Consider the following 21,342-nt stretch of genomic DNA (forward strand, 5'->3'; position numbering starts at 1 on the left):
CGGGGAGATCCTCGGCTTCGGTGGGATGTCCGAGGTCCACATCGCCCGCGACGTCCGGTTGCACCGGGATGTCGCGGTCAAGGTGCTGCGTGCCGACCTGGCCCGCGACCCGAGTTTCTATCTGCGGTTCCGCCGCGAGGCGCAGAATGCCGCCGCGCTGAACCACCCGGCCATCGTCGCCGTATACGACACCGGGGAGGCGGAGACCCCCAACGGCCCGCTGCCCTACATCGTGATGGAGTACGTCGACGGGGTGACGCTGCGCGATATCGTGCACACCGACGGACCGATGGAGCCCAAGCGCGCCATCGAGATCATCGCCGACGCCTGCCAGGCCCTGAACTTCAGCCATCAACACGGCATCATCCACCGCGACGTCAAGCCCGCGAACATCATGATCAGCAAGAACGGCGCTGTGAAGGTGATGGACTTCGGCATCGCCCGCGCCCTGGCCGACACCGGCAACAGCGTCACCCAGACCGCCGCCGTGATCGGCACAGCGCAGTATCTGTCCCCCGAGCAGGCCCGCGGCGAGCCCGTCGACGCCCGCTCCGACGTGTACTCCCTGGGCTGCGTTCTGTACGAAATCCTCACGGGGGAACCACCTTTCATCGGTGACTCGCCGGTGGCCGTGGCCTATCAGCATGTCCGCGAGGACGCCGACCCGCCGTCCAAGCGCCACCCCGGCATCTCCCCGGAACTCGACGCAGTCGTGCTCAAGGCGCTCACCAAGAATCCGGAGAACCGCTACCAGACCGCGGCCGAGATGCGCACCGACCTGATCCGCGTGCACAGCGGCGAAGCGCCCGAGGCACCCAAGGTGCTCACCGACGCCGAGCGCACCAACATCCTGACCATCAGCCAGCCGCACGCCCGGGCGTTGCCGACCGAGCACATCCCGGCCACCGGCACCTACCACCCGCCCTCGGGCGGGGGATCGGTGGGGCGCTGGCTGATCGCCGTCGCCGTGCTGGCCGTGCTGACCGTGGTGGTCACCATCGCAATCAACGCGATCGGCGGCAAGCCCCGCGACGTGCAGGTCCCCGATGTGGCCGGCCAGGCGTCGGCCGACGCCATCGCGACACTGCAGAACCGCGGCTTCAAGACCAACGTCCAGCGCAACCCCGACTCGAAGGTTCCGCCGGATCACGTCATCGGTACCGACCCGAATGCCAGCACCTCGGTGAGCGCAGGGGACGAGATCACCATCAACGTCTCGACCGGACCCGAGCAGCGTGAGGTGCCCGACGTGTCCGGCCTCAGCTACGCCGACGCGGTGCGCAAACTCACCGACGCCGGCTTCGGCAAGTTCAAACAGGCCCCGTCGTCCTCGGTGCCCGAGCTCAAGGACCGGGTGGTCAGTACAGTGCCGCCGGCGAACTCGACGTCGGCGATCACCAACGAGATCACCGTCGTGGTGGGCACCGGCCCGCAGACCAAAGCCCTGCCCGATGTCACCAATCAGACCGCCGACGGCGCGACGACCAACCTGAAGATCCTCGGCTTCACCGCGATCCTGACCGCTCCGGTGGCCAGCCCGCGCCCGGCCGGGGAGGTGGTGGCCACCGATCCGATCGCCGGCACGGTGGTGCCGCTGGATGCGCCGGTCACGCTGAAGGTGTCCCTGGGCAACCAGTTCACGATGCCGAACTTGGTAGGTCAGTTCTGGGTGGACGCGGAACCGAACCTACGGGCACTGGGGTGGACCGGTGTGCTGATCAAGGGTGCCAACGTCGACAACAGCGGGCTGCGGTCGAACGCCGTGGTGACACAGAGTCCGGCGCCGGGTAGCGGTGTCGGCTACGGCGACTCGATCACCCTGAGCTTCGCCTCGTAGCTTCCCGGGTCGCTACGCTCCTGCCCGCGCAGCCTATTTCCCCGGTCGCTACGCTCCTGCCCGCGCAGCCTATTTCCCGGGTCGCTACGCTCCTGCCCTCCGGACGGTGTCGGCGACTTCCTGCTCGAGCTTGGCCACCAGCTGCTCGTCCGGGGCGGCGCCGCAGAAGCCCAGCCAGTTGGCCAGCATCCGGTGCCCGCCCTCGGTGAGGATGGACTCGGGGTGGAACTGCACCCCGTGGATCGGCAGCTCGGTGTGCCGGACCGCCATGATCACTCCGCTGTCCGTGTGACCGGTGGCCTCCAGGACATCGGGTTTGGTCTCCGGCAGGATGGTCAGCGAGTGGTAGCGCGTGGCGGTAAAGGGATCCGGGAGTCCTTGCAGCACGCCGACATTGGAATGATGTACCAGGCTCGTCTTGCCGTGCAGCAGTTCCGGGGCCCGGTCCACGGTGCCGCCGAACGCCACCCCGATGGCCTGGTGCCCCAGACACACCCCGAGTAGCGGCGTGCCGGTTTCGGCGGCGGCGTGCACCAGCGGGATGGACGCGCCGGCCCGCTCCGGGGTTCCGGGGCCGGGGGACAGCAGGATTCCGTCGAACTGCTCGGCGATGCTGCCGGGGTCGGCCAGGCGCTCGTCGTCGTTGCGCCAGACCTGCGCCTGCACGCCGAGTTGGCCCAGGTACTGGACCAGGTTGAACACGAAGCTGTCGTAGTTGTCGACGACCAGAACCTGCATGCGGTCAGGCTACTTGGGCACGCAAAGCGGTTAATACCCGAGCGGCCCGGCCGGCTTGGCGTACTTCATCCGGACCGGCGCGGAGTAGCCGGTCAGCTCGACGGCCGAGCCGGGCACCTCGGTGTAACCGAGGCCGAACCGCACGGCGTACTGCTTGTACAGCGTGACCAGCGGGGCAGCGGTCAGCGCGGCCTGCATGGCGGGCACGTCGCCGATCGCGCTGATGACATAGGGCGGGCTGTAGGTGCGCCCGCCCAGCAGCAAGGTGTTGCCGACGCAGCGCGGCGCGGACGTGCCGATGATGCGCTGGTCCTGCACCTGGATACCTTCGGCACCGGCGCTCCACAGCGCGTTGAGGACCGCCACGATGTCCTGCTGGTGGACGACCAGGTCGTCGGGTGCGGCGTCCCGGGGGAAGCGGCCCTCGGCGTCGCGTTGCGCATCGTTGAGGGTGACCACCAGTCCGGGCCCACGCAGCGGATTCAATCCGGCCTGCGCGGCCAGCTGATCGGACCGCCGGGTGATGGCCTGCAGGGCGGCCGTGGCACCGGGGGAGCCGCCATGATGATTGTCGACGGCCGATACCAGTCGGTCCCGCTGTGCGGTGAGCCGATCCACCCCGCTCTGTGCCTCGCGCACCAGATCGACCAGCCGCGGGGCGTCGCTGCGGCGGATCTCGCCTCCGGCCGAGACCCCGTGGGTGGTCGCCAGCAGCAGGCCGGCGAGCAGACAGACCACCGGCACACCGAATCGCCAGGCCGAACGCGACCTCGCAGAATTCTCGACGCGGGCAGGCGCTGCGTTAGGCTCGGGGTTGAATTTTCGGCCGTCATCACCCATCGTCTCCAAAGGTAACCATGCCCAAGTCCAAAGTTCGCAAGAAGAACGACTTCACCATCAACCCGGTGAGCCGGACCCCGGTCAAGGTGAAGGCCGGGCCGTCGAGCGTGTGGTTTGTGGTGCTGTTCGTCGGGCTGATGCTCGTCGGCCTGTTCTGGCTGCTGGTGTTCCAGCTGGGAGCCACCGGACTGAACGCTCCGACCTGGCTGAATTGGATGGCGAACCTCGGTCCGTGGAACTACGCGATCGCCTTTGCCTTCATGATCTCAGGTCTGTTGCTCACCATGCGGTGGCGCTGAGACCGCAGCGCGCCGGAATGAATTCATTTTGGCTCCGGAGTGTTACCCGTCTCGCAACCGCAGCGTCATCCAATCACAACGTTGTTATTCATCCCCATTGGGGATAGCGCCTGTGGATAACTGCAAACCGCACGGTGAGACCAGGTATTGACGCCATGCAGCAAACAAGTTGGGGCCCCGCACCCGCGGCCATCGCCGCGATCGGATTCGCAGGTCTACTGATGGCCGTAGCCGTTGTGACTGTGGTCACAGACGGTCCGGGACGTGTTCTCGGTGGCTTTGCCGCGGTGGGTTTGCTGGCGTTTGCAACTATGTCGTGGGTCACACGCCCGAAGCTGGCAATCTCCGGTGAAGGGCTCGCGGTGCGGGGATGGTGGCACACCCGGATTTTGCGGCGGGAGGACATCGCCATTGTCCGGATCACCGAATTCCGCAGACTCGCCCGCAAGGTCCGGCTGCTCGAGGTCGACACCACCGACGACCGGCTCTACGTGTTCACCCGCTGGGACCTGGGAACCAGCCCGCTCGACGTGCTCGACGCCCTCACCGACGCCGGCTACACCGGCCGATAACGCAAAACAGCGCACGCCCGCGTGCTGCGGACGTGCGCTGGTCGTGCGTAGTTCAGGAAATGGTGACCGATTCGATCACGACGGCCTCGGTCGGCCGGTCGCTACGGTCGACGGACGTGGTGGCGATGGCGTCGACGACCTTCTGCGACTCCTCGTCGACGACCTCACCGAAGATGGTGTGCTTGCGGTTCAGGTGCGGGGTCAGGCCCACGGTGATGAAGAACTGCGAACCGTTGGTGCCCGGCCCCGCGTTGGCCATCGCCAGCAGGTAGGGCTTGTCGAACTGGAGTTCCGGGTGGAACTCGTCGGCAAAGCGGTAGCCCGGGCCGCCGCGACCGGTGCCGGTCGGGTCGCCGCCCTGGATCATGAATCCGTCGATGACCCGGTGGAACACCGCGCCGTCGTAGAACGGACCCGAGGTTCCGCCGGAGGCGTTCTCGGTGCTGTAGTCCTTGGTGCCCTGCGCCAGGCCGACGAAGTTGGCGACCGTCTTGGGGGCGTGATTACCGAACAGGGCGATCTTGATATCGCCGCGGTTGGTGTGCAGCGTCGCGGTGGCTGTCTGAATGGGGCTCGTCACGGGTTGCAGTCTGCCACCCGCTCATCGGGGCCGATTTCACGGCCCCTCAGCCGCACCCCGTGCGGGCACATCCCGTACCGCCCCGGCGCCGTTGATGGCAGGCTGGAGGCGTTTCCCGTTCGCCTGCGAAAGAGGTGCCCATGAGTTCTGACACGGATGTCCGGCTGACGTCGGGACAACGACTCGCGCGTGGCCTGAAGTACTCCGTGGTGGGCCCTGTCGACCTCACCGTCGGTGGCCTCGGCGTCGGCCTGAAATCGGCTGCGTCGTCGGCATCCTGGCTCGGGAGCAAGCTCCGCAGCGACGAGGCCCTCGAGGAACCGCGCCGCCGTCGGCTGCTGCTGTGGATCGTGATCGGCGCGGTGGTGCTGGCGGGCGGAGCCGCGACCTTCTCGATCGTGCGCCGCTCGACCCGCCCGGACCCCTCGCCGCTGCCGCCGAGCGTCGAGGTCGCGCCGAAGCCGTAGCGCCGCTCAGCCCGCCGCGCCGGTCAACGCGGGCAGCCCTGTCGTCGGGACGGAAGGGATCCCGGCGGTCGAGAGTCCCGGGATGGCGGCCGCCGTCCCGCTGAGGGTCTGCAGCGGGGCGGCATTGGTCGCCGCACCGGTCAGTGCCTGTAGGGGATTGGTCGTCGCACCGGTCACCGACTGCAGCGGATTGAGTGCCGAGCTCGCACCCGTCAGCACGCCGGGTAGATGCCCATTGGCGATGTCGTTGATCCATGACGGGCACTGGTTCTGGATGACGGCGTTGGTCACCCCACCCGCGATCGCACCGCCGATCGGGTTGCCGTTGGACTTGTAGGAGCCACTGGCGAAGTTGGTGCCGGCCTGCGCGATCAGCGGGCAGAACATCTCACCCACTTGCGCGATCATTGAACTGATCGGTCCGTTGTTGCCGACGCCCACATCGTTGAGGACGGTGGTGACCGGATCGGCCGCGGCGCGCGGCATCGACCACCACATCGCGGCGATCAGGATGGCCACCGCCACCACCACGGGCCGCAGCACCGTCGCAATCACGTCTCCGGTGCGCACCACGGCACGTCCGAGGTTCCGGCGGTTGGCCCAGTCCGGCAGCGTCTGGTGGTAAAGCGCAATGGTCATGTCGTTCCCCTTTGTTCCCCGATGGCATCACGTGGATCGAGACGCGATGTCACTTCGGTAACGTTGGGCTACAAAGGTCACATTTTTAACACGGCACGGTAACCGTTCGAACCCTATGCGTTTCACAGCATCGAGCTGTGGCGGGTTGATGAGAGGATGCCCGGTTTACTAAACGCGGAGTAAGAGATCGGGCGGTTACCTTAACGAAAATTGCGCGCGCTCAACCGAATCCGATCGGTGGTCGAGGGGAGGCCGGCGCATCCACGGCGCGGCGAGAAAGAGAGGTTGTGGAGCCTAGGAGATTCGAACTCCTGACATCTGCCTTGCAAAGGCAGCGCTCTACCAACTGAGCTAAGGCCCCTCTACGGGTGATCGGCGGTGTGCCACACTTCGGCGCCGTGTCGCGAACGCCACACGACTGCTGCGGCTGCAATCACCGCCAGCACCACCACCAGCCTCAAGGTGTAACCCTTCCGTGGGCCTAGGAGGACTCGAACCTCCGACCTCTTCGTTATCAGCGAAGCGCTCTAACCGCCTGAGCTATAGGCCCGTATGTACCGCACTACGGCCGAGCGACGAGATTACCGTAATGGCACCCGTCTTCCCAAACCGGTGGAATCAGTCGCGATCGGCGAGGGTCACCTCGACGCCGCCGACCAGGTCCGTGGTGAGGTTGTAGATGAACGCACCGGCGGTCGCCATTGCCGTCAACAGCACGATGTTCACCAGGCCGATCAGCGCCGCGCCACCGAAAATGGTTCCGCTGGAGACGAGTTCGCCGCCGGTCCCGCTGTTGCTGGTGAGCAGATCGCCCACGTTGCTGTTCAGCTTGCTCCACACGCCCATACCGCCGAGCACCAGGTAGAGGAACGCCACGGCGATCATCCACACGAAGAACAGCGCCGCCGAGAGCACCAGCGAGACCTTCAGGGTGCTCCACGGGTCGATCCGCCGGATCTGCATGCTGGCCCGCACCGGACCCTGCTTGCGGTTGGCGACCTGCACCCGGGTGGCCGCCGGAGCAGGCCGGGACTCGGCCGCGGGCGCCGGCGCCGGTGGGGCGGACGTGCGTACCGGACGCGGTGCCGGGCCCGACAGGTCGGGGAGCTCACTCGCGTAGCTCTCCGACCGGGTCGGCTCGGGCCGCGGTGCCTCGACGCGCGCGGGGATCACCTCTGTCTCGCGCTGGGGGGTCTCGCGCTGCGGAGCGTCACGTTGCGGGGTGTCGCGAGCCGGGGCATTACCACCGGCGATGAAACGGTTCAACCGGGCGTCCACACCGGGGGCGTGCGGGACCGGTCTGGCGCCGCCCTCAGCGGGGCGGGGCGGCTGCTCGGCCGGGCGGGCCGCACCGGCCCGGGCCGCCGGGCCGCGCTGCCACGGGGGCACCTCACCGTCGGGCGTCGCTGAGGGTCCGCCGGCCGCGCCGTTGGCGCCGCCGGGGCCCTCACCCGCCCGTGAGTGACCCGGTTCCTTTGGGGACGTCACCAGAGGTGCTCCTTAGCTCTGGCCCCGGGGGGCCGATGGCAATCAGCATTCACGCTACTCATCGGGCGTCTCGTCGTCCTCGGGCTCCTCGGGGCCCTCCGCGTTGCGTGCAACGGCAATCAGTGTGTCGCCCTCACCGAGGTTCATCAAGCGCACGCCCTTGGTCTGCCGCCCGGCCTTGCGCACCTGGCGCGCCGCCGTGCGGATGACACCGCCGCCCGACGTGATCGCATACAGCTCGGTGTCGTCGTCGACGATCAAGGCACCCACCAGGCTGCCCCGGCGCCGGTCGTACTGGATCGTCAGGATGCCCTTACCGCCGCGGCCCTGGACCGTGTACTCCTCGATATCGGTGCGCTTGGCATACCCACCGGCCGTGGCGACCAGCAGATACGTGTCTTCGCGCACCACGTTGAGCGACAACAGCCGGTCGTCTTCGTTGAACCGCATACCCTGCACGCCCGAGGTGGCCCGGCCCATCGGCCGCAACGCCTCGTCGGTCGCGGAGAACCGGATGGACTGCCCGTTCGCGGACACCAGCAGCAGGTCGTCTTCGGCCGAGCAGAGCACGGCCCCGACCAGTTCGTCCCCGTCGCGCAGGTTGACCGCGACGATGCCGCCCGAGCGGTTCGAGTCGAAGTCGACGAGCTTGGACTTCTTCACCAGGCCGTTACGAGTGGCGAGCACCAGGTACGGCGCGTCCTCGTAGCTCTGGATCTGGATGACCTGGGCGATGCGCTCCTCCGGCTGGAAGGCCAGCAGGTTCGCCACATGCTGGCCGCGCGCGGTGCGGGACGCCTCGGGCAGGTCGTACGCCTTAGCCCGGTACACCCGGCCCTGTGTGGTGAAGAACAGGATCCAGTCATGGGTGGAGCAGACGAAGAAGTGGTTGACGATGTCGTCCTGTTTGAGGCCGGCACCCTGCACACCCTTGCCGCCGCGCTTCTGGCTGCGGTAGAGGTCGGTCTTGGTGCGCTTGGCATAGCCGGTCTCGGTGATGGTGACGACGACATCCTCACGCTGGATGAGGTCTTCGTCGGTGACGTCCCCGTCGGCGGCGATGATCCGGGTGCGACGTTCGTCGCCGTGCTTCTCGACGATTTCCTTGAGCTCATCGCGGACGATCGCGCGCTGGCGCTCCGGCTTGGCCAGGATGTCCTCGAGGTCGGCGATCTCGGCTTCGATCTTGGCCAGATCGTCGACGATGCGCTGACGTTCCAGGGCGGCCAGCCGGCGCAGCTGCATATCGAGGATGGCCTGGGCCTGGATCTCATCGACGTCGAGCAGCTCCATCAACCCGCTGCGCGCGACATCGGCGTTGGCCGACGCCCGGATCAACGCGATGACCTCGTCGAGCGCATCGAGGGCCTTGACCAGACCGCGCAGGATATGGGCGCGCTCATTGGCCTTGCGCAGCCGGTAGCGGGTGCGCCGGATGATGACATCGAGTTGGTGCTCGACGTAGTACCGGATCATCTGGTCCAGGCGCAGGGTGCGCGGCACCCCGTCGACGATGGACAGCATGTTGGCACCGAAACTGGTCTGCAGCTGGGTGTGCTTGTAGAGGTTGTTCAGCACCACCTTGGCGACGGCATCGCGCTTGAGCTCCACCACGATTCGCAGACCCACGCGATCACTGGACTGGTCCTCGATATTGGAGATACCGGTCAGCTTCGCGTCGCGGACCTGCTCGGCGATCGAGGTGATGAAGTTGTCGTGGTTGACCTGGTAGGGCAGCTCGGTGATGACGATCGAGGTCCGGCCGCGCGAATCCTCTTCGATCTCAACGACACCGCGCATGCGGATGGACCCGCGACCCGTGGTGTAGGTGTCGTTGATGCCCTGTGAACCGACGATCAGACCGTGGGTGGGGAAGTCCGGGCCCTTGACCCGCTCGCAGCACGCGGCCAGCGTGGCTTCCTCGTCGGCCTCGTGGTTCTCCAGGCACCAGTACACCGCCTCGGCGAGCTCGTTGAGGTTGTGCGGGGGGATATTGGTCGCCATACCGACGGCGATACCGCCGGAGCCGTTCGCCAGCAGGTTCGGGAACCGGCTGGGCAGAACCGTCGGCTCCTGCACCCGGCCGTCGTAGTTCGGGATGAAATCGACTGTCTCCTCATCGATTTCACGCAGCATCTCCATGGCCAGCGGGGTGAGCCGGGCTTCGGTGTAACGCATGGCGGCAGCGGGGTCGTTACCCGGCGAACCGAAGTTGCCCTGCCCGTCCACCAGCGGGTAACGCAGCGACCACGGCTGGGCCATCCGGACCAGGGTGTCGTAGATCGACGAGTCGCCGTGCGGGTGGTAGTTACCCATCGTCTCGGCAACCGAGCGGGCGGACTTGGCGTGCCCGCGGTCGGGGCGGAAGCCCGAGTCGAACATGGCGTAGAGCACGCGGCGGTGCACGGGCTTGAGGCCGTCCCGGACCTCGGGCAGCGCACGGCCGACGATGACGCTCATCGCGTAATCGATGTAGCTGCGCTGCATCTCGTGCTGGATGTCGACCGGTTCGATGCGGTCAGTCGCTGCGCCGTCGTCGCCAGGCGGCAGAGTGGTGTCAGTCATCTGATTCCTATCGCGTTTTTCTGACGTTAAACGTCAAGGAAGCGAACGTCTTTGGCATTACGGGTGATGAAGCTGCGGCGCGCCTCGACGTCCTCGCCCATCAGGATGGAGAACAACTCGTCGGCAGCGGCAGCGTCGTCGAGAGTGATCTGCCGCAGCACTCGCACCGACGGATCCATGGTGGTCTCCCACAGCTCCTTGGCGTCCATCTCACCGAGACCTTTGTAACGCTGGATACCATCGTCGACGTTGATCCGCTTGCCGGCCTTCTTTCCGGCTTCCAGCAGACCGTCACGCTCACGGTCCGAATAGGCGAACTCCGGTTCGGAGCGCTGCCATTTCAGCTTGTACAGCGGCGGCTGCGCCAGGAAGATGTGCCCGTTCTCCACCAGCGGCTTCATGAAACGGAACAGCAGGGTCAACAGCAGCGTGGAGATGTGCTGGCCGTCGACATCGGCGTCGGCCATCAGCACGATCTTGTGATAGCGGAGCTTGGCGATGTCGAACTCATCGTGGATACCGGTACCGAGCGCGGTGATGATGGCCTGGACTTCGGTGTTCTTGAGCACCCGGTCGATACGGGCCTTCTCGACGTTGATGATCTTGCCGCGCAACGGCAGGATGGCCTGGAACATCGAATCCCGGCCACTCTTGGCCGAGCCGCCGGCCGAGTCACCCTCCACCACATAGAGTTCGGACTTGCTCGGGTCGGTGGAACGGCAGTCCGCCAGCTTGCCGGGCAGGCCACCGATATCGGTGGCGCTCTTGCGACGCACCAGTTCCCGCGCCTTGCGGGCCGCCATCCGCGCCTGCGCCGACGAGACCGCCTTGTTGACAACGGTTTTGGCTTCCGCCGGGTTGGCGTCGAACCAGTGCTGGAGCTCCTCGTTGCAGATCTTCTGCACGAACGACTTGACCTCGGTGTTACCGAGCTTGGTCTTGGTCTGACCCTCGAACTGGGGCTGGGCCACCTTCACCGAGACGACCGCGGCCAGACCCTCACGGATATCGTCGCCGGTGAGGTTGGGGTCCTTGTCCTTGAGGAGCTTCTTTTCCTTGGCGTACTTGTTCACCACGGTGGTCAGCGCGGCGCGGAAACCCTCTTCGTGGGTACCGCCCTCATGGGTGTTGATGGTGTTGGCGAAGGTGTGCACCGACTCTGAGTAGCCCGCGTTCCACTGCATCGCGACCTCGACCTCGTGGCCCGGGCCCTTTCCCTCGAAATCGATGACGCTGGGCTGGATCGCGGTCTTGGTGCGGTTGATGTGCTTGACGAAATCGACCAGGCCACCCGGGTAGTGGAACACCCGGTGCTTGACCTTGTGCGGTGCGGCGACCTCGGCCGCTTTCTCCTCGGCGGACTTCGGGGCCTCCGCGTGATCGCTGACGATCTCGTCGACGATCTGTTCGGGTGTCACGCGCTCATCGGTCAGTTCGATGGTCAGGCCCTTGTTCAGGAAGGCCATCTCCTGCAGGCGGCGGGCGATCGTCTCGAAGTCATAGGTGGTGGTCTCGAAGATGTCCGGGTCGGCCCAGAACCGGATGGTGGTTCCGGTCTTCTTGGTCGGCTCGCCCTGGCGCAGGGTGCCCGGGACCGACCGGTCATAGGTCTGGAACCATTCCATGCCGTCCTTGCGGACATCGGCCTCCAGGCGGGTGGACAGGGCGTTGACCACCGAGACGCCGACGCCGTGCAGACCGCCGGATACCTGGTAGGCGCCCTCTTCGAACTTTCCGCCGGCATGCAGGACCGTCATCACCACATCGATGGTGGGGATACCGGTGGAGTGCATCGCGACGGGGATACCGCGGCCGTCGTCGGTGACCTGGACGCCGCCGTCCTCGAGGATCCGGACATCCACCTTGGTGGCGAAACCGGCCATGGCCTCGTCGACGGCGTTGTCCACGACTTCCCAGACGAGATGGTGCAGACCGCGCTCGCCGGTGGATCCGATATACATGCCGGGGCGCTTACGGACCGCTTCCAGGCCCTCGAGGACCTTGATCGACTCGGCACCGTATTGATCTTGGGCAGCCACGTTGGACGCGTCTCCTTGGGGTTCGCGGGGGGCGGTATCGACTACCGCCCGCAGATCTCGTCCGAGTCTACCGTTTGACCCGCACTGGACTGACTCTGCGGCGGCGTTTTCACCTACCTAAACGCGGCGCCTGTGGAATTTCGCGCTCTTGGGTGCGTCCGCACGCCTGAGAAACTCCTTTATGAGGTTCTGGCGGCTTTCAGCCGACCTATCCGTACGTGTCGCGCGGTCCGCGGCCGGAGATGTGGTAGCGACCCTTCTTCCAGGACGGAGCCTGCGGACCCAGGATTCTCATCGAGGTCACCACGCCGTCGCCGACGGCGGCCGCGATCTTGGCCAGGATCTGCGCCTGCATCATCCGCAACTGAGTGGCCCAGGCCGTTGATTCGGCGGCGACCGTCAGGACACCATCACGTAATCCGGTCGGTGTGGCGTGATCGGCGATATCGGCACCGACCACGACGGTCCACTGACCGAGCACCGAACCCTCGGCGACCTGTTTCGACCAGCCACGGCTCTGGGCCAGGTCACGGGTGGCGGCACCGAACGCTTGCGGGTCGCGGACATCGGGTCCGGGACCCGACCAGCTCCGTCGTTTTCCCGCATGACCGGTGCGCCGGGCAGGTGAAGTCTTACCGCGGCCCACATCCTTGCCTTGACTACGCGCGGCACCGCGGGCTTCCTCGAGCACCCGCCGCACCATGTCCCTGGGATCCTCCGATTCTGGAGCATCCGAGGGCGGGGTCTGATCGGTCATGACAGCACCTCCGATATCCGTCCGGTGTCATCGTCGCGCATACCCACCTCGATGCGGCGCGCGTCCCAATCCCCGGGCAAGTCGTCTGGGACCGCGGCGGTCACCAGTACCTGCTCCGCGGAGGCCGCGACCTTCGCCAGGGCCTGCCGGCGCGCACTGTCGAGCTCGGCGAACACATCGTCGAGCAACAGCACCGGATCGGTGCCGTCGATGCGCAACAGTTCGTAGGCGGCCAGCCGCAACCCCAGTGCCATCGACCACGACTCGCCGTGACTGGCGAAACCCTTGGCGGGCTGATCACCGAGGCGCAACTCGAGGTCGTCACGGTGCGGGCCCACCAGACAGACACCGCGTTCCAGTTCCGCGGAGCGGCGCCTGCGTAACTCCTCGAGCAGCGCCGCCTCGTAGGCGCCCGGGTCGACGGTGCCCGACGACGCTTCCGCCTCCACCGCCTCGGTGCCGCTGCGGTAGTGGATCGCGGCCGGCCGCGACGCCGGTGCCAACAGTTGGTAGGCCTTCTCCACTTCCGTGCCGAGCTGATTCACCAGATCGACCCGTGCCGAAAGGAGTTGTGCGCCATGGGATGCCAAGTGACCATCCCAGACGTCAAGAGTGTCCACCAGACTGCTGTCACCCCGGTACCGGGCCGCTCCGGCGGATTTCAGCAGCGCGGTGCGCTGCCGGACCACCTTGTCGTAGTCGGCCCGCACCCCGGCTATCCGCGGCCGCCGGGTGGTCGCCACCTCATCGAGGTAGCGCCGTCGTTCGCCCGGGTCACCACGCACCAACGCCAGATCTTCCGGTGCGAACAACACCGCCCGCAGCACGCCGAGCACCTCACGGGGACTGCGCACCGGCGAGCGGTTGAGCCGGGCTTTGTTCGCCCGGCCCGAGGTGATCTCGAGGTCGACCGCGAGTTCGCGTCCCTCGTTGACCACGATCGTCGAGACCACCGCGCGGTCGGCGCCGGCTCGGATCAACGGGGCGTCACTGGCCACCCGGTGTGATCCGAGGGTCGCCGTGTACCACAGTGCCTCAACAAGATTCGTCTTACCGTAGCCATTGGGTGCGACGAACACCGTCTGACCGGGACCCAGCTCGAGATCGGCCCGCGGCCACGAACGGAAATCCGTCAACACCACATGACGTACGTACAAATCGTCGTCCCGGGTCAGCCCGACTCGGAAATCCGTTTGACGGCATGCCCACCGAACTGGTTACGCAGCGCTGCCACGGCTTTCATCGTCGGCGAATCATCTTGCCGGGAAAGGAATCTGGCGAACAACGAGGCCGCGATACCGGGTACCGGCACCCGCAGCCGAATGGCTTCCTCGACGGTCCAACGGCCTTCCCCGGAATCATCGGTGTAGCCGGTGATGTTGGCCAGCTCGGGATCTTCCTTGAGCGCCTTGGCCAGCAACTCCTGCAGCCAGGACCGCACCACGGTGCCGTTCGACCAGGCCTGGTAGACCGCGGCCGGATCCTTCACCAACGGTTCCGCCGCGAGCAGCTCGTACCCTTCGGCGTAGGCCGTCATCAGTGCGTACTCCACACCGTTGTGCACCATCTTGGTGAAATGTCCTGCTCCGACCGGGCCGGCATGGACGAACCCGTCGGCGACGTCACCGGCGGGACGCAGGGTGTCGAAGATCGGCATGGCGCGTGCCACATCCTCGTCGCTGCCGCCGACCATCAATCCGTAGCCCTCGGTCAATCCCCAGATGCCACCGGAGACTCCCGCGTCGATAAAGGAAATTCCCTTGTCGCCCAAGAGCTTTGCGTGCGGACCATCCTCGGTGTAGCGCGAGTTGCCGCCGTCGATCACCAGGTCACCGGGCTGCAGATGCTCGGCGAGCTCGACGATGGTCTGGTGGGTGATATCACCGGAGGGCACCATGACCCACACGACCCGCGGCGCGGTCAGAGCGTCGGCGAGTGCTGCCAGGCTGGGAACGTCGGTGACCTCCGGCCTCGGGTCGAAACCGATGACCTCATGGTTCCCTCCACGCAGGCGCTCCCGCATGTTGAAGCCCATCTTCCCCAGGCCGACCAACCCGAGCTGCATATATGTCCCCTTTACACGAGGTAGGACCGGTCAGCCAGGAAGACGTACCGGCATCAACAGATAGACGTAGTCGGTCTGTCCGGCCGGGAACGGCCCGGACGAACCGACAGTCTCATCATTCTCGCCTGCCGGCCGCAACACTGCGGGACGGCTCGGTGTCGTGAAGCCGAACGTCACACGCTCGGAATGCAACGAGCTCAGCCCGTCGGTCAGATAACCGGGGTTGAACGCGATGGTCAGCGGCTCGCCGGAGAATTCCACCGGCAGATCTTCCTCGGCCTTACCGACATCGTCGGCACCCGCCGACAGCCGGACCACATCGGTGTCGAATTCCATCCGCACCTGCGCCCCACGATCTGCCACCAGCGCGACACGTTTGATCGCCTCGGTGAGCTCGGCGACGCCGACGGTGGCCACCGCGGTGTGCTCGGTGGGCAGCAGCTGGCGGAACTTCGGGAATTCCGCATCCAGCAGACGGGTGGTGGTCCGCTTGCCGTTGGACCGGATTCCCAGCAGGCCTTCCTTACCGACGGACGCGCCGGCACCGAGCGCCAGGTGCACCTCGGTACCCGCGGTGCCGGCCTTGGCGGCGTCGGCCAGCGTCTTCGCCGGCACCAGGACGGCAGCCTCGACCCCGGCGACCGAGGTCGACCACGTGAGCTCGCGCACGGCCAACCGGAACCGGTCCGTTGCGGCCAGCACAACCTTCTCCCCGCTGATCTCGACGCGGATACCGGTGAGCATGGGCAAGGTGTCGTCGCGGCCGGCGGCCACGGCGACCTGGCCGATCGCCTGACCGAACAGATCAGCCGAGATCACACCGGTCTCGTCGGGCAGAGCGGGCAGCGACGGGTAGTCCTCGACGGCCATGGTCGGCAGCGAGAATCGCGCACTACCGCAGCTCAGGGCGACCCGGGTGCCTTCCACGCTGACGTCGACGGGTTTGGCCGGTAACGACCTGGTGATCTCCGAGAGCAGCCGACCCGATACCAAAACGCTTCCCGGAGAAGCGATTTCAGCAGCAACCCGAATTTCGGCCGACGTCTCGTAGTCGTATCCGGAGATCGTCAGCCCGTCGTCGGACCCGGTGAGCAGCACGCCGGCCAGCACCGGGACGGTCGGGCGACTCGGCAGGTTACGAGCGACCCAGGCGACCGCGTCGGCAAAATCCTCACGTACCAGGCGGAACTTCAAATCGGTGAGACCAACGCTCGTCGTCACCACGTCCATAACGTCCCTTCGATCTACCGCATCAAACAAGCACAAGAGCGCGGATGCGCAGTGTCGCTCCGAGCCTAGTCGCGATGTGATCGGCGACCATGCCGGCTATCGAATCACCACCGTAGAGCGTTCGACGCGAAGTTGAAAGCGATTCGCTCGCCGAGACCGAGGCTCCGGAGGGGCGCGCACGGATCGCCGGAATGCTCTGTCCCCAACAGCCTTCTTCTAAAGAAGGAACTAAGTAGATATACAAGCAACAGTAATAGGGCCTGTGCAGGTTGGGGATAGCCCTGTGGCGGTGCTGGTCGGGACGCCCGCGCGGGTGTGGGCAGGCTGTGGAATCACAAGGCGAACGCTGGGTGTGAATGTGGATAACTTCGGCGGTGTGGAGTGAACGACGGTTGTCCGGCCGGTTGCGCGCAACTTCTCCACAGCGGTATCCACACCGATTCTTGTGACAAAGGGGGCAGCCGGGACGGAAGTTTTTTGGAAAATTCTCCGGCGATGGGTGCACGAAAGAGCACCGCGCAACGGCGAGGCGGGTGAAAGTTCGTACGTTCGGCTCACATCGGGAGCCGGCAGGGAAGCGTCAGCCCTTGGAGCGCTGACGGATCCGGGTGGTGAGTTCCTTGACGTGGTCGAAGATTTCGCGTCGTTCGGCCATACCGTCGCGGATCTTGCGCTCGGCGTACATCACAGTGGTGTGGTCACGACCGAATGCCTCACCGATCTTGGGCAGCGACAGGTCGGTGAGTTCGCGGCACAGATACATGGCGATCTGTCGGGCCTGAGCCAGTGCGCGGGTCTTGCCGGGCCCACGGAGCTCCTCGAGAGAGGTCTCGAAGTACTCGGCGGTGGCGGCCATGATGGTCGCGGTACTGATCTGCACGGTGCTGGCATCGGCGATCAGGTCGCGCAGCACGATCTCGGCCAACGCCTTGTCGATCGCGGTATTGCTCAGCGAGGCGAACGCGGTGACCCGGATCAGCGCGCCCTCGAGCTCGCGGATATTGCGTTCGATCCGGCTGGCGATCAGCTCGAGCACGTCGGGCGGCACGTCCAGACGGTCCATCTGCGCCTTCTTGCGCAGGATGGCGATCCGGGTTTCCAGCTCCGGTGGCTGCACGTCGGTGATCAGGCCCCATTCGAACCGGGTGCGCAGCCTGTCCTCGAGGGTGGCGAGCTTCTTGGGCGGCCGATCCGAGGAGATGACGATCTGCTTGTTCGCGTTGTGCAGCGTGTTGAAGGTGTGGAAGAACTCTTCCTGGATACCTTCCTTGCCCTCGATGAACTGGATGTCATCGACCAGCAGCACGTCGATATCGCGATAACTGCGTTTGAACGACGCCTTGCGGTCGTCGCGCAGCGAGTTGATGAAGTCGTTGGTGAATTCCTCGGTGGAGACGTACTTGACCCGCATCCCGGGGAAGAGCTTCTGGGCGTAGTTACCCGCGGCGTGCAGCAGGTGGGTCTTGCCCAAGCCGGATTCGCCCCAGATGAACAGGGGGTTGTACGCGCGTGCCGGCGCTTCGGCGATCGCGAGCGTCGCGGCATGCGCGAAGCGGTTGGATGCGCCGATGACGAACGTCTCGAAGGTGTAGCGCCGGTTCAGGCTGACATCATCGGGTTCGGGATTGGCGGGCTGAGACCGATTGAAGAAGGTCGGCCAGCTCTGTTCGGCGCTGGTGCGGGCCTCGAGGTCGTCGTCGACTTCCTCGGTGTCGGTCGGCGACGGTGCCGCCACCGGCTCGGCCTCGGGTTCCGGCGTGGAGATCCGCACGGCCAGCTCGACCCGCTGACCGAGTTGACGGCTCAGCGACGCGACGATCGGCTCACGCAGATGCCGTTCGATCTCGTTCTGGACGAAGGGCGTCGGAACCGACAACAGGGCGAATCCCTCGGTGATGACCAGAGGTTGCACCATCCGGAGCCAGGCGCGCTGCTGTGCGGTCAGTGACGATGTGAGTTCGGCGACGACGTTGTTCCAGATCGTGCCGAAGGAAGCATCGGGGTCCGCGGCCAACGACGCTTACCCCCTTGCGGCTGGCCTGGGCGGTGCCCAGGATCGACGACGACAAACTGTCCACATGGTTATCCACAGTCTGTGGAGAGTGGCCAGCCTTGATTGTCGCGTCGTCTGTTGGCTTGTTCGTACGCGGGGAAACCTGTGTCGGAGCTCGTCACGTGCGTTGTCGCGTGTGGGCTCTCGGCCGGCGGTTGTCCTCGCTCTGGTGTCCGGCGCCGCGTCGTTATCGAAACGGCATTGCCAGAAGCTAACAGTTTTCTCTCCGAGTGCCAACCGTTCTGCAACATTGCCGAGAGGTACCTGGCGAGGGCCGTAATGTTGGTGACGCGTGTGACTTTTGTGATTTCACAGGGGATTCGAAAGTGAGCACGCGCACAGGCGGGGGAGCGGTGGCAGAGGATGACGAGCGCAGGTTTGACCCAGGGAAATCTCGTCAGTACCCTCGAGCAGTCGCCCGCACGTGGTGATACGGCTGCGACCCGGGTATCCGGGGACCGCGCCGGTTAGTACATGAGATCGACGAGCTTACCAACGGTGGTCGTGATCGCATCGCTACGAAACACTCGTGGTGGTGAGGTCGCGGTCCCATATGTAACAAGGAGAGACAGCCGTGGCCAAGGGCAAGCGGACTTTTCAGCCGAACAACCGCCGCCGGGCCCGTGTGCACGGTTTCCGTCTGCGCATGCGGACCCGTGCCGGCCGGGCCATCGTGTCCGCGCGGCGCGGCAAGGGTCGCCGTTCTCTGACTGCCTGATTCGATCAGGGCTCAGGGCGGTGCTTCCGGCCCGAAACCGGATGACACGGTCGACTGATTTCGGTGTCACGGTTCGTCAAGGAGTAAGGGCTGTTCAGCCTGATCTCGTCGTGCATGCTCTGCGCGGTGGGTCGGGCGATTCCGGTGAGCGCACAGACGGCCCGAAGATCGGTCTCGTCGTGTCGAAATCTGTCGGCACTGCGGTGCAACGCCATCGAGTGTCCCGTCGGCTACGCCATGTGGCGCGCGCCATGCTCGGCGATCTGGACGTCTCGGACCGGGTGGTCATTCGCGCCTTGCCCGGCAGCCGAGACGCCCTTTCCGCGCGGCTCGAATCCGAGCTGCGCGTGGCTCTCAAGCACACCCGGATCACGGCCGGAGCCGGGTCGTGAAGGGAAGGGCAGCCAGAAGCGTCATCTTCGTCATCCAGCTGTACCGGACGATGGTGTCACCGCTGCGGTTGCCCTCATGCCGCTTCACCCCAACCTGTAGTGAGTACGCCGTCGATGCCTTGACCGAATGGGGCCTGATCCGCGGGGGATGGTTGGCCGTGGTGCGGCTGGCCAAATGTGGGCCATGGCATCGCGGCGGATGGGATCCGATACCCGAGCGGTGTGACCACACCGCGGGGCCAACGTCAGCGGTAATCGTCAGGAGCGACTCTCTTGTTTAACTGGTTCAGCCTGGACATCATCTATTACCCGGTGTCGGCGATCATGTGGGTCTGGTACAAGCTGTTCGCCCTGATTCTGGGACCCTCGAATTTCTTCGCCTGGGCACTTGCGGTGATGTTCCTGGTGTTCAGCCTGCGCGCGATTCTGTACAAGCCGTTCGTCCGCCAGATCCGTACGACGCGCCAGATGCAGGAGCTGCAGCCGCAGATCAAGGCACTGCAGAAGAAGTACGGCAAGGACCGCCAGAAGATGGCCCTGGAGATGCAGAAGCTCCAGAAGGAACACGGGTTCAATCCGATCCTGGGCTGTCTGCCCATGCTGGCGCAGATTCCGGTGTTCCTCGGGCTGTTTCACGTGCTGCGGTCCTTCAACCGGACCCAGGGCGGCTTCGGTCAGATCCACCTGACGGTGGAGCAGAACCGGGCCACCGGTAACTACGTCTTCAGCCCTTCCGATGTCGCGCACTTCCTCGATGCGAATCTGTTCGGTGCGCCGCTGGGCGCGACGATGATCCAGAAGACGGGTCTGGACGCGTTCACCGAATTCAACCGGGCCTCGGTGATCGCGGTGGGCGTGCCCATCATGATCCTGGCCGGCATCGCGACCTACTTCAACAGCCGCGCCTCGGTGGCCCGGCAGAGTCCGGAAGCGGCGGCCAACCCGCAGACCGCGATGATGAACAAGTTGGCGCTGTATGTCTTCCCACTGGGCGTGGTGGTCGGTGGTCCGTTCCTTCCGCTGGCGATCATCCTGTACTGGTTCGCGAACAACATCTGGACGTTCGGTCAGCAGCACTATGTGTTCGGGAAGATCGAGCAAGAAGAAGAGGCCAAGAAGCAGGAGGCCATCGCACGGCGCGCGGCGAACGCCCCGGCGCCGGGCGTGAAGCCCAATCGTGCGAAGCGGCCGGCCAAGGAACTCATCGAATCCGAGGGTGTCGAGGATTCGGCGGTGCCGGATTCCGTCGAGGATTCCCCGGGCAAGGTGGAGGACACGAGCACCGGCACCGGTACAGCCAACAAGACGCCCCGCCCAGGTGCGCGCCCGAACCGAAAGCCGAAGCGCTAGTCCCGCTGACCGCGGCGCGGGCGGGTGAAGCCAGGCGGAGAAGACCAGGCCGACGGCCAGGCGACTGGGGTGAAGGTCCCCGGAAGCGGACGCGGCAGATTAAGGAGAGAACGACATGACTGATGCGGAGACCACGGAGCGGACCGAGGATGCGGTCGACGAAGCGGATACGGCTGCCCCGGAACCCACGGACGATCTCGAAGACCGTCTGGTCGCCGAAGGCGAGATCGCCGGTGACTATCTGGAGGAGCTGCTGGACCTCTTGGACTTCGACGGCGATATCGATCTGGACGTCGAGGGCGATCGGGCCATCGTCAGTATCGACGGCGGTACCGACCTCAACAAACTGGTCGGGCGTAAGGGCGAGGTGCTCGATGCCCTTCAGGAACTGACTCGGTTGGCGGTGCACCAGAAGACCGGTGAGCGCAGCCGGCTGATGCTGGATATCGCGCGGTGGCGCCGGCGTCGTCGGGACGAGCTGGCGGCGCTGGGGGACAAGGTGGCCCGGCGCGTGGTGGCCTCGGGTGTGAGCGAAGAGCTCGCGCCGATGACACCGTTCGAGCGCAAGATCGTGCACGACGCGGTGGCCGCGGTCGACGGTGTGCGCAGCGAGAGCGAGGGCGCGGAGCCCTCCCGCCGCGTCGTCGTACTGCCGGCCTGAATTACAGGGATGTAGTTCCAGCCATACAAAAACAAGGCCGTCGGCCTGGGTC

Annotated in this window: 21 protein-coding genes and 2 tRNA genes; 9 read left to right on the forward strand and 14 right to left on the reverse strand. The window is 65.7% G+C overall.

The features are described 5' to 3' along the window. Positions 1 to 25: 25 nt before the first annotated feature. Positions 26 to 1,837, forward strand: a complete 1,812-nt coding sequence (gene pknB, locus FHU31_RS00780; RefSeq protein ID WP_409371212.1) for a Stk1 family PASTA domain-containing Ser/Thr kinase — start codon at positions 26 to 28, stop codon at positions 1,835 to 1,837. 84 nt (positions 1,838 to 1,921) lie between these two features. Here the strand turns inward: pknB and FHU31_RS00785 are convergent, their stop codons facing one another. Both FHU31_RS00785 and FHU31_RS00790 read right to left on the reverse strand, forming a co-directional pair. Next, on the reverse strand, positions 1,922 to 2,575 hold the full coding sequence (locus tag FHU31_RS00785) for an aminodeoxychorismate/anthranilate synthase component II (RefSeq protein ID WP_167154685.1): 654 nt from the start codon (positions 2,573 to 2,575) through the stop codon (positions 1,922 to 1,924). A 30-nt stretch (positions 2,576 to 2,605) separates the two neighbouring features. After that, positions 2,606 to 3,415, reverse strand: coding sequence for a DUF881 domain-containing protein (locus FHU31_RS00790; RefSeq protein ID WP_167154689.1), 810 nt, complete (start codon positions 3,413 to 3,415; stop codon positions 2,606 to 2,608). Positions 3,416 to 3,432: 17 nt separating this feature from the next. On the opposite strand from FHU31_RS00790, the gene crgA reads away from it, so the two are divergent. Next, complete coding sequence (gene crgA, locus FHU31_RS00795) at positions 3,433 to 3,714, forward strand: cell division protein CrgA (RefSeq protein ID WP_090359595.1); 282 nt, start codon at positions 3,433 to 3,435, stop codon at positions 3,712 to 3,714. A gap of 155 nt (positions 3,715 to 3,869) precedes the next feature. Continuing rightward, positions 3,870 to 4,286 (forward strand): PH domain-containing protein, encoded by a 417-nt coding sequence (locus FHU31_RS00800; RefSeq protein WP_167154693.1) that lies wholly within the window; start codon positions 3,870 to 3,872, stop codon positions 4,284 to 4,286. A gap of 52 nt (positions 4,287 to 4,338) precedes the next feature. On the opposite strand, the gene FHU31_RS00805 is transcribed toward FHU31_RS00800, so the two are convergent. Beyond that, entirely contained in the window at positions 4,339 to 4,866 is a 528-nt protein-coding gene (locus FHU31_RS00805) for a peptidylprolyl isomerase (protein ID WP_090359591.1), read from the reverse strand. A gap of 140 nt (positions 4,867 to 5,006) precedes the next feature. Between FHU31_RS00805 and cwsA the strand changes: the two genes are divergently transcribed. After that, positions 5,007 to 5,333, forward strand: coding sequence for a cell wall synthesis protein CwsA (cwsA, locus tag FHU31_RS00810; protein WP_167154695.1), 327 nt, complete (start codon positions 5,007 to 5,009; stop codon positions 5,331 to 5,333). Positions 5,334 to 5,339: 6 nt separating this feature from the next. On the opposite strand, the gene FHU31_RS00815 is transcribed toward cwsA, so the two are convergent. The 11 genes from FHU31_RS00815 to dnaA all read right to left on the reverse strand — a co-directional run bounded on the left by FHU31_RS00815 (position 5,340) and on the right by dnaA (position 18,130). Then, positions 5,340 to 5,972: a hypothetical protein gene (locus tag FHU31_RS00815; protein WP_167154697.1), complete on the reverse strand. Its 633-nt coding sequence runs from the start codon at positions 5,970 to 5,972 to the stop codon at positions 5,340 to 5,342. Between the two features lie 288 nt (positions 5,973 to 6,260). Further along, positions 6,261 to 6,333 (reverse strand) — tRNA-Ala (locus FHU31_RS00820). Between the two features lie 115 nt (positions 6,334 to 6,448). Then, positions 6,449 to 6,522, reverse strand: a tRNA-Ile gene (locus FHU31_RS00825). Between the two features lie 68 nt (positions 6,523 to 6,590). Then, a complete protein-coding gene (locus FHU31_RS00830) occupies positions 6,591 to 7,460 on the reverse strand; it encodes a DUF3566 domain-containing protein (protein ID WP_167154699.1) in 870 nt (289 codons plus the stop codon). A 54-nt stretch (positions 7,461 to 7,514) separates the two neighbouring features. Then, positions 7,515 to 10,025: a DNA gyrase subunit A gene (gene gyrA / locus FHU31_RS00835; RefSeq protein WP_167154701.1), complete on the reverse strand. Its 2,511-nt coding sequence runs from the start codon at positions 10,023 to 10,025 to the stop codon at positions 7,515 to 7,517. Between the two features lie 26 nt (positions 10,026 to 10,051). Continuing rightward, positions 10,052 to 12,118 (reverse strand): DNA topoisomerase (ATP-hydrolyzing) subunit B, encoded by a 2,067-nt coding sequence (gene gyrB, locus FHU31_RS00840; protein WP_208410310.1) that lies wholly within the window; start codon positions 12,116 to 12,118, stop codon positions 10,052 to 10,054. A 154-nt stretch (positions 12,119 to 12,272) separates the two neighbouring features. Beyond that, on the reverse strand, positions 12,273 to 12,821 hold the full coding sequence (locus FHU31_RS00845) for a DUF721 family protein (protein WP_167154705.1): 549 nt from the start codon (positions 12,819 to 12,821) through the stop codon (positions 12,273 to 12,275). Continuing rightward, positions 12,818 to 13,978, reverse strand: a complete 1,161-nt coding sequence (gene recF, locus FHU31_RS00850) for a DNA replication/repair protein RecF (protein ID WP_167154707.1) — start codon at positions 13,976 to 13,978, stop codon at positions 12,818 to 12,820. Before recF ends, FHU31_RS00845 begins: the two co-directional genes overlap by 4 nt. 14 nt (positions 13,979 to 13,992) lie before the next feature. Then, positions 13,993 to 14,886: a phosphogluconate dehydrogenase (NAD(+)-dependent, decarboxylating) gene (gene gnd / locus FHU31_RS00855; protein WP_167154710.1), complete on the reverse strand. Its 894-nt coding sequence runs from the start codon at positions 14,884 to 14,886 to the stop codon at positions 13,993 to 13,995. Between the two features lie 30 nt (positions 14,887 to 14,916). Continuing rightward, positions 14,917 to 16,110: a DNA polymerase III subunit beta gene (gene dnaN, locus FHU31_RS00860; protein WP_263988131.1), complete on the reverse strand. Its 1,194-nt coding sequence runs from the start codon at positions 16,108 to 16,110 to the stop codon at positions 14,917 to 14,919. A gap of 586 nt (positions 16,111 to 16,696) precedes the next feature. Then, a complete protein-coding gene (gene dnaA, locus FHU31_RS00865) occupies positions 16,697 to 18,130 on the reverse strand; it encodes a chromosomal replication initiator protein DnaA (RefSeq protein WP_167154715.1) in 1,434 nt (477 codons plus the stop codon). A 613-nt stretch (positions 18,131 to 18,743) separates the two neighbouring features. On the opposite strand from dnaA, the gene rpmH reads away from it, so the two are divergent. From rpmH to FHU31_RS00890, 5 genes are all read left to right on the forward strand, one after another. Continuing rightward, entirely contained in the window at positions 18,744 to 18,887 is a 144-nt protein-coding gene (gene rpmH, locus FHU31_RS00870; protein ID WP_073695092.1) for a 50S ribosomal protein L34, read from the forward strand. Positions 18,888 to 18,907: 20 nt separating this feature from the next. Then, positions 18,908 to 19,279, forward strand: coding sequence for a ribonuclease P protein component (rnpA, locus tag FHU31_RS00875; RefSeq protein WP_167154718.1), 372 nt, complete (start codon positions 18,908 to 18,910; stop codon positions 19,277 to 19,279). 50 nt (positions 19,280 to 19,329) lie between these two features. Next, positions 19,330 to 19,560 carry a membrane protein insertion efficiency factor YidD gene (gene yidD, locus FHU31_RS00880; RefSeq protein WP_208410311.1) on the forward strand — a complete coding sequence of 77 codons (231 nt, stop codon included), beginning with the start codon at positions 19,330 to 19,332 and terminating at the stop codon, positions 19,558 to 19,560. 43 nt (positions 19,561 to 19,603) lie between these two features. After that, positions 19,604 to 20,629, forward strand: a complete 1,026-nt coding sequence (gene yidC / locus FHU31_RS00885) for a membrane protein insertase YidC (protein WP_234901231.1) — start codon at positions 19,604 to 19,606, stop codon at positions 20,627 to 20,629. Between the two features lie 115 nt (positions 20,630 to 20,744). Continuing rightward, positions 20,745 to 21,290, forward strand: coding sequence for a Jag family protein (locus tag FHU31_RS00890; RefSeq protein ID WP_090359535.1), 546 nt, complete (start codon positions 20,745 to 20,747; stop codon positions 21,288 to 21,290). Positions 21,291 to 21,342 lie beyond the last annotated feature (52 nt).

The organism is Mycolicibacterium fluoranthenivorans (assembly GCF_011758805.1).
Taxonomy (GTDB): domain Bacteria; phylum Actinomycetota; class Actinomycetes; order Mycobacteriales; family Mycobacteriaceae; genus Mycobacterium; species Mycobacterium fluoranthenivorans.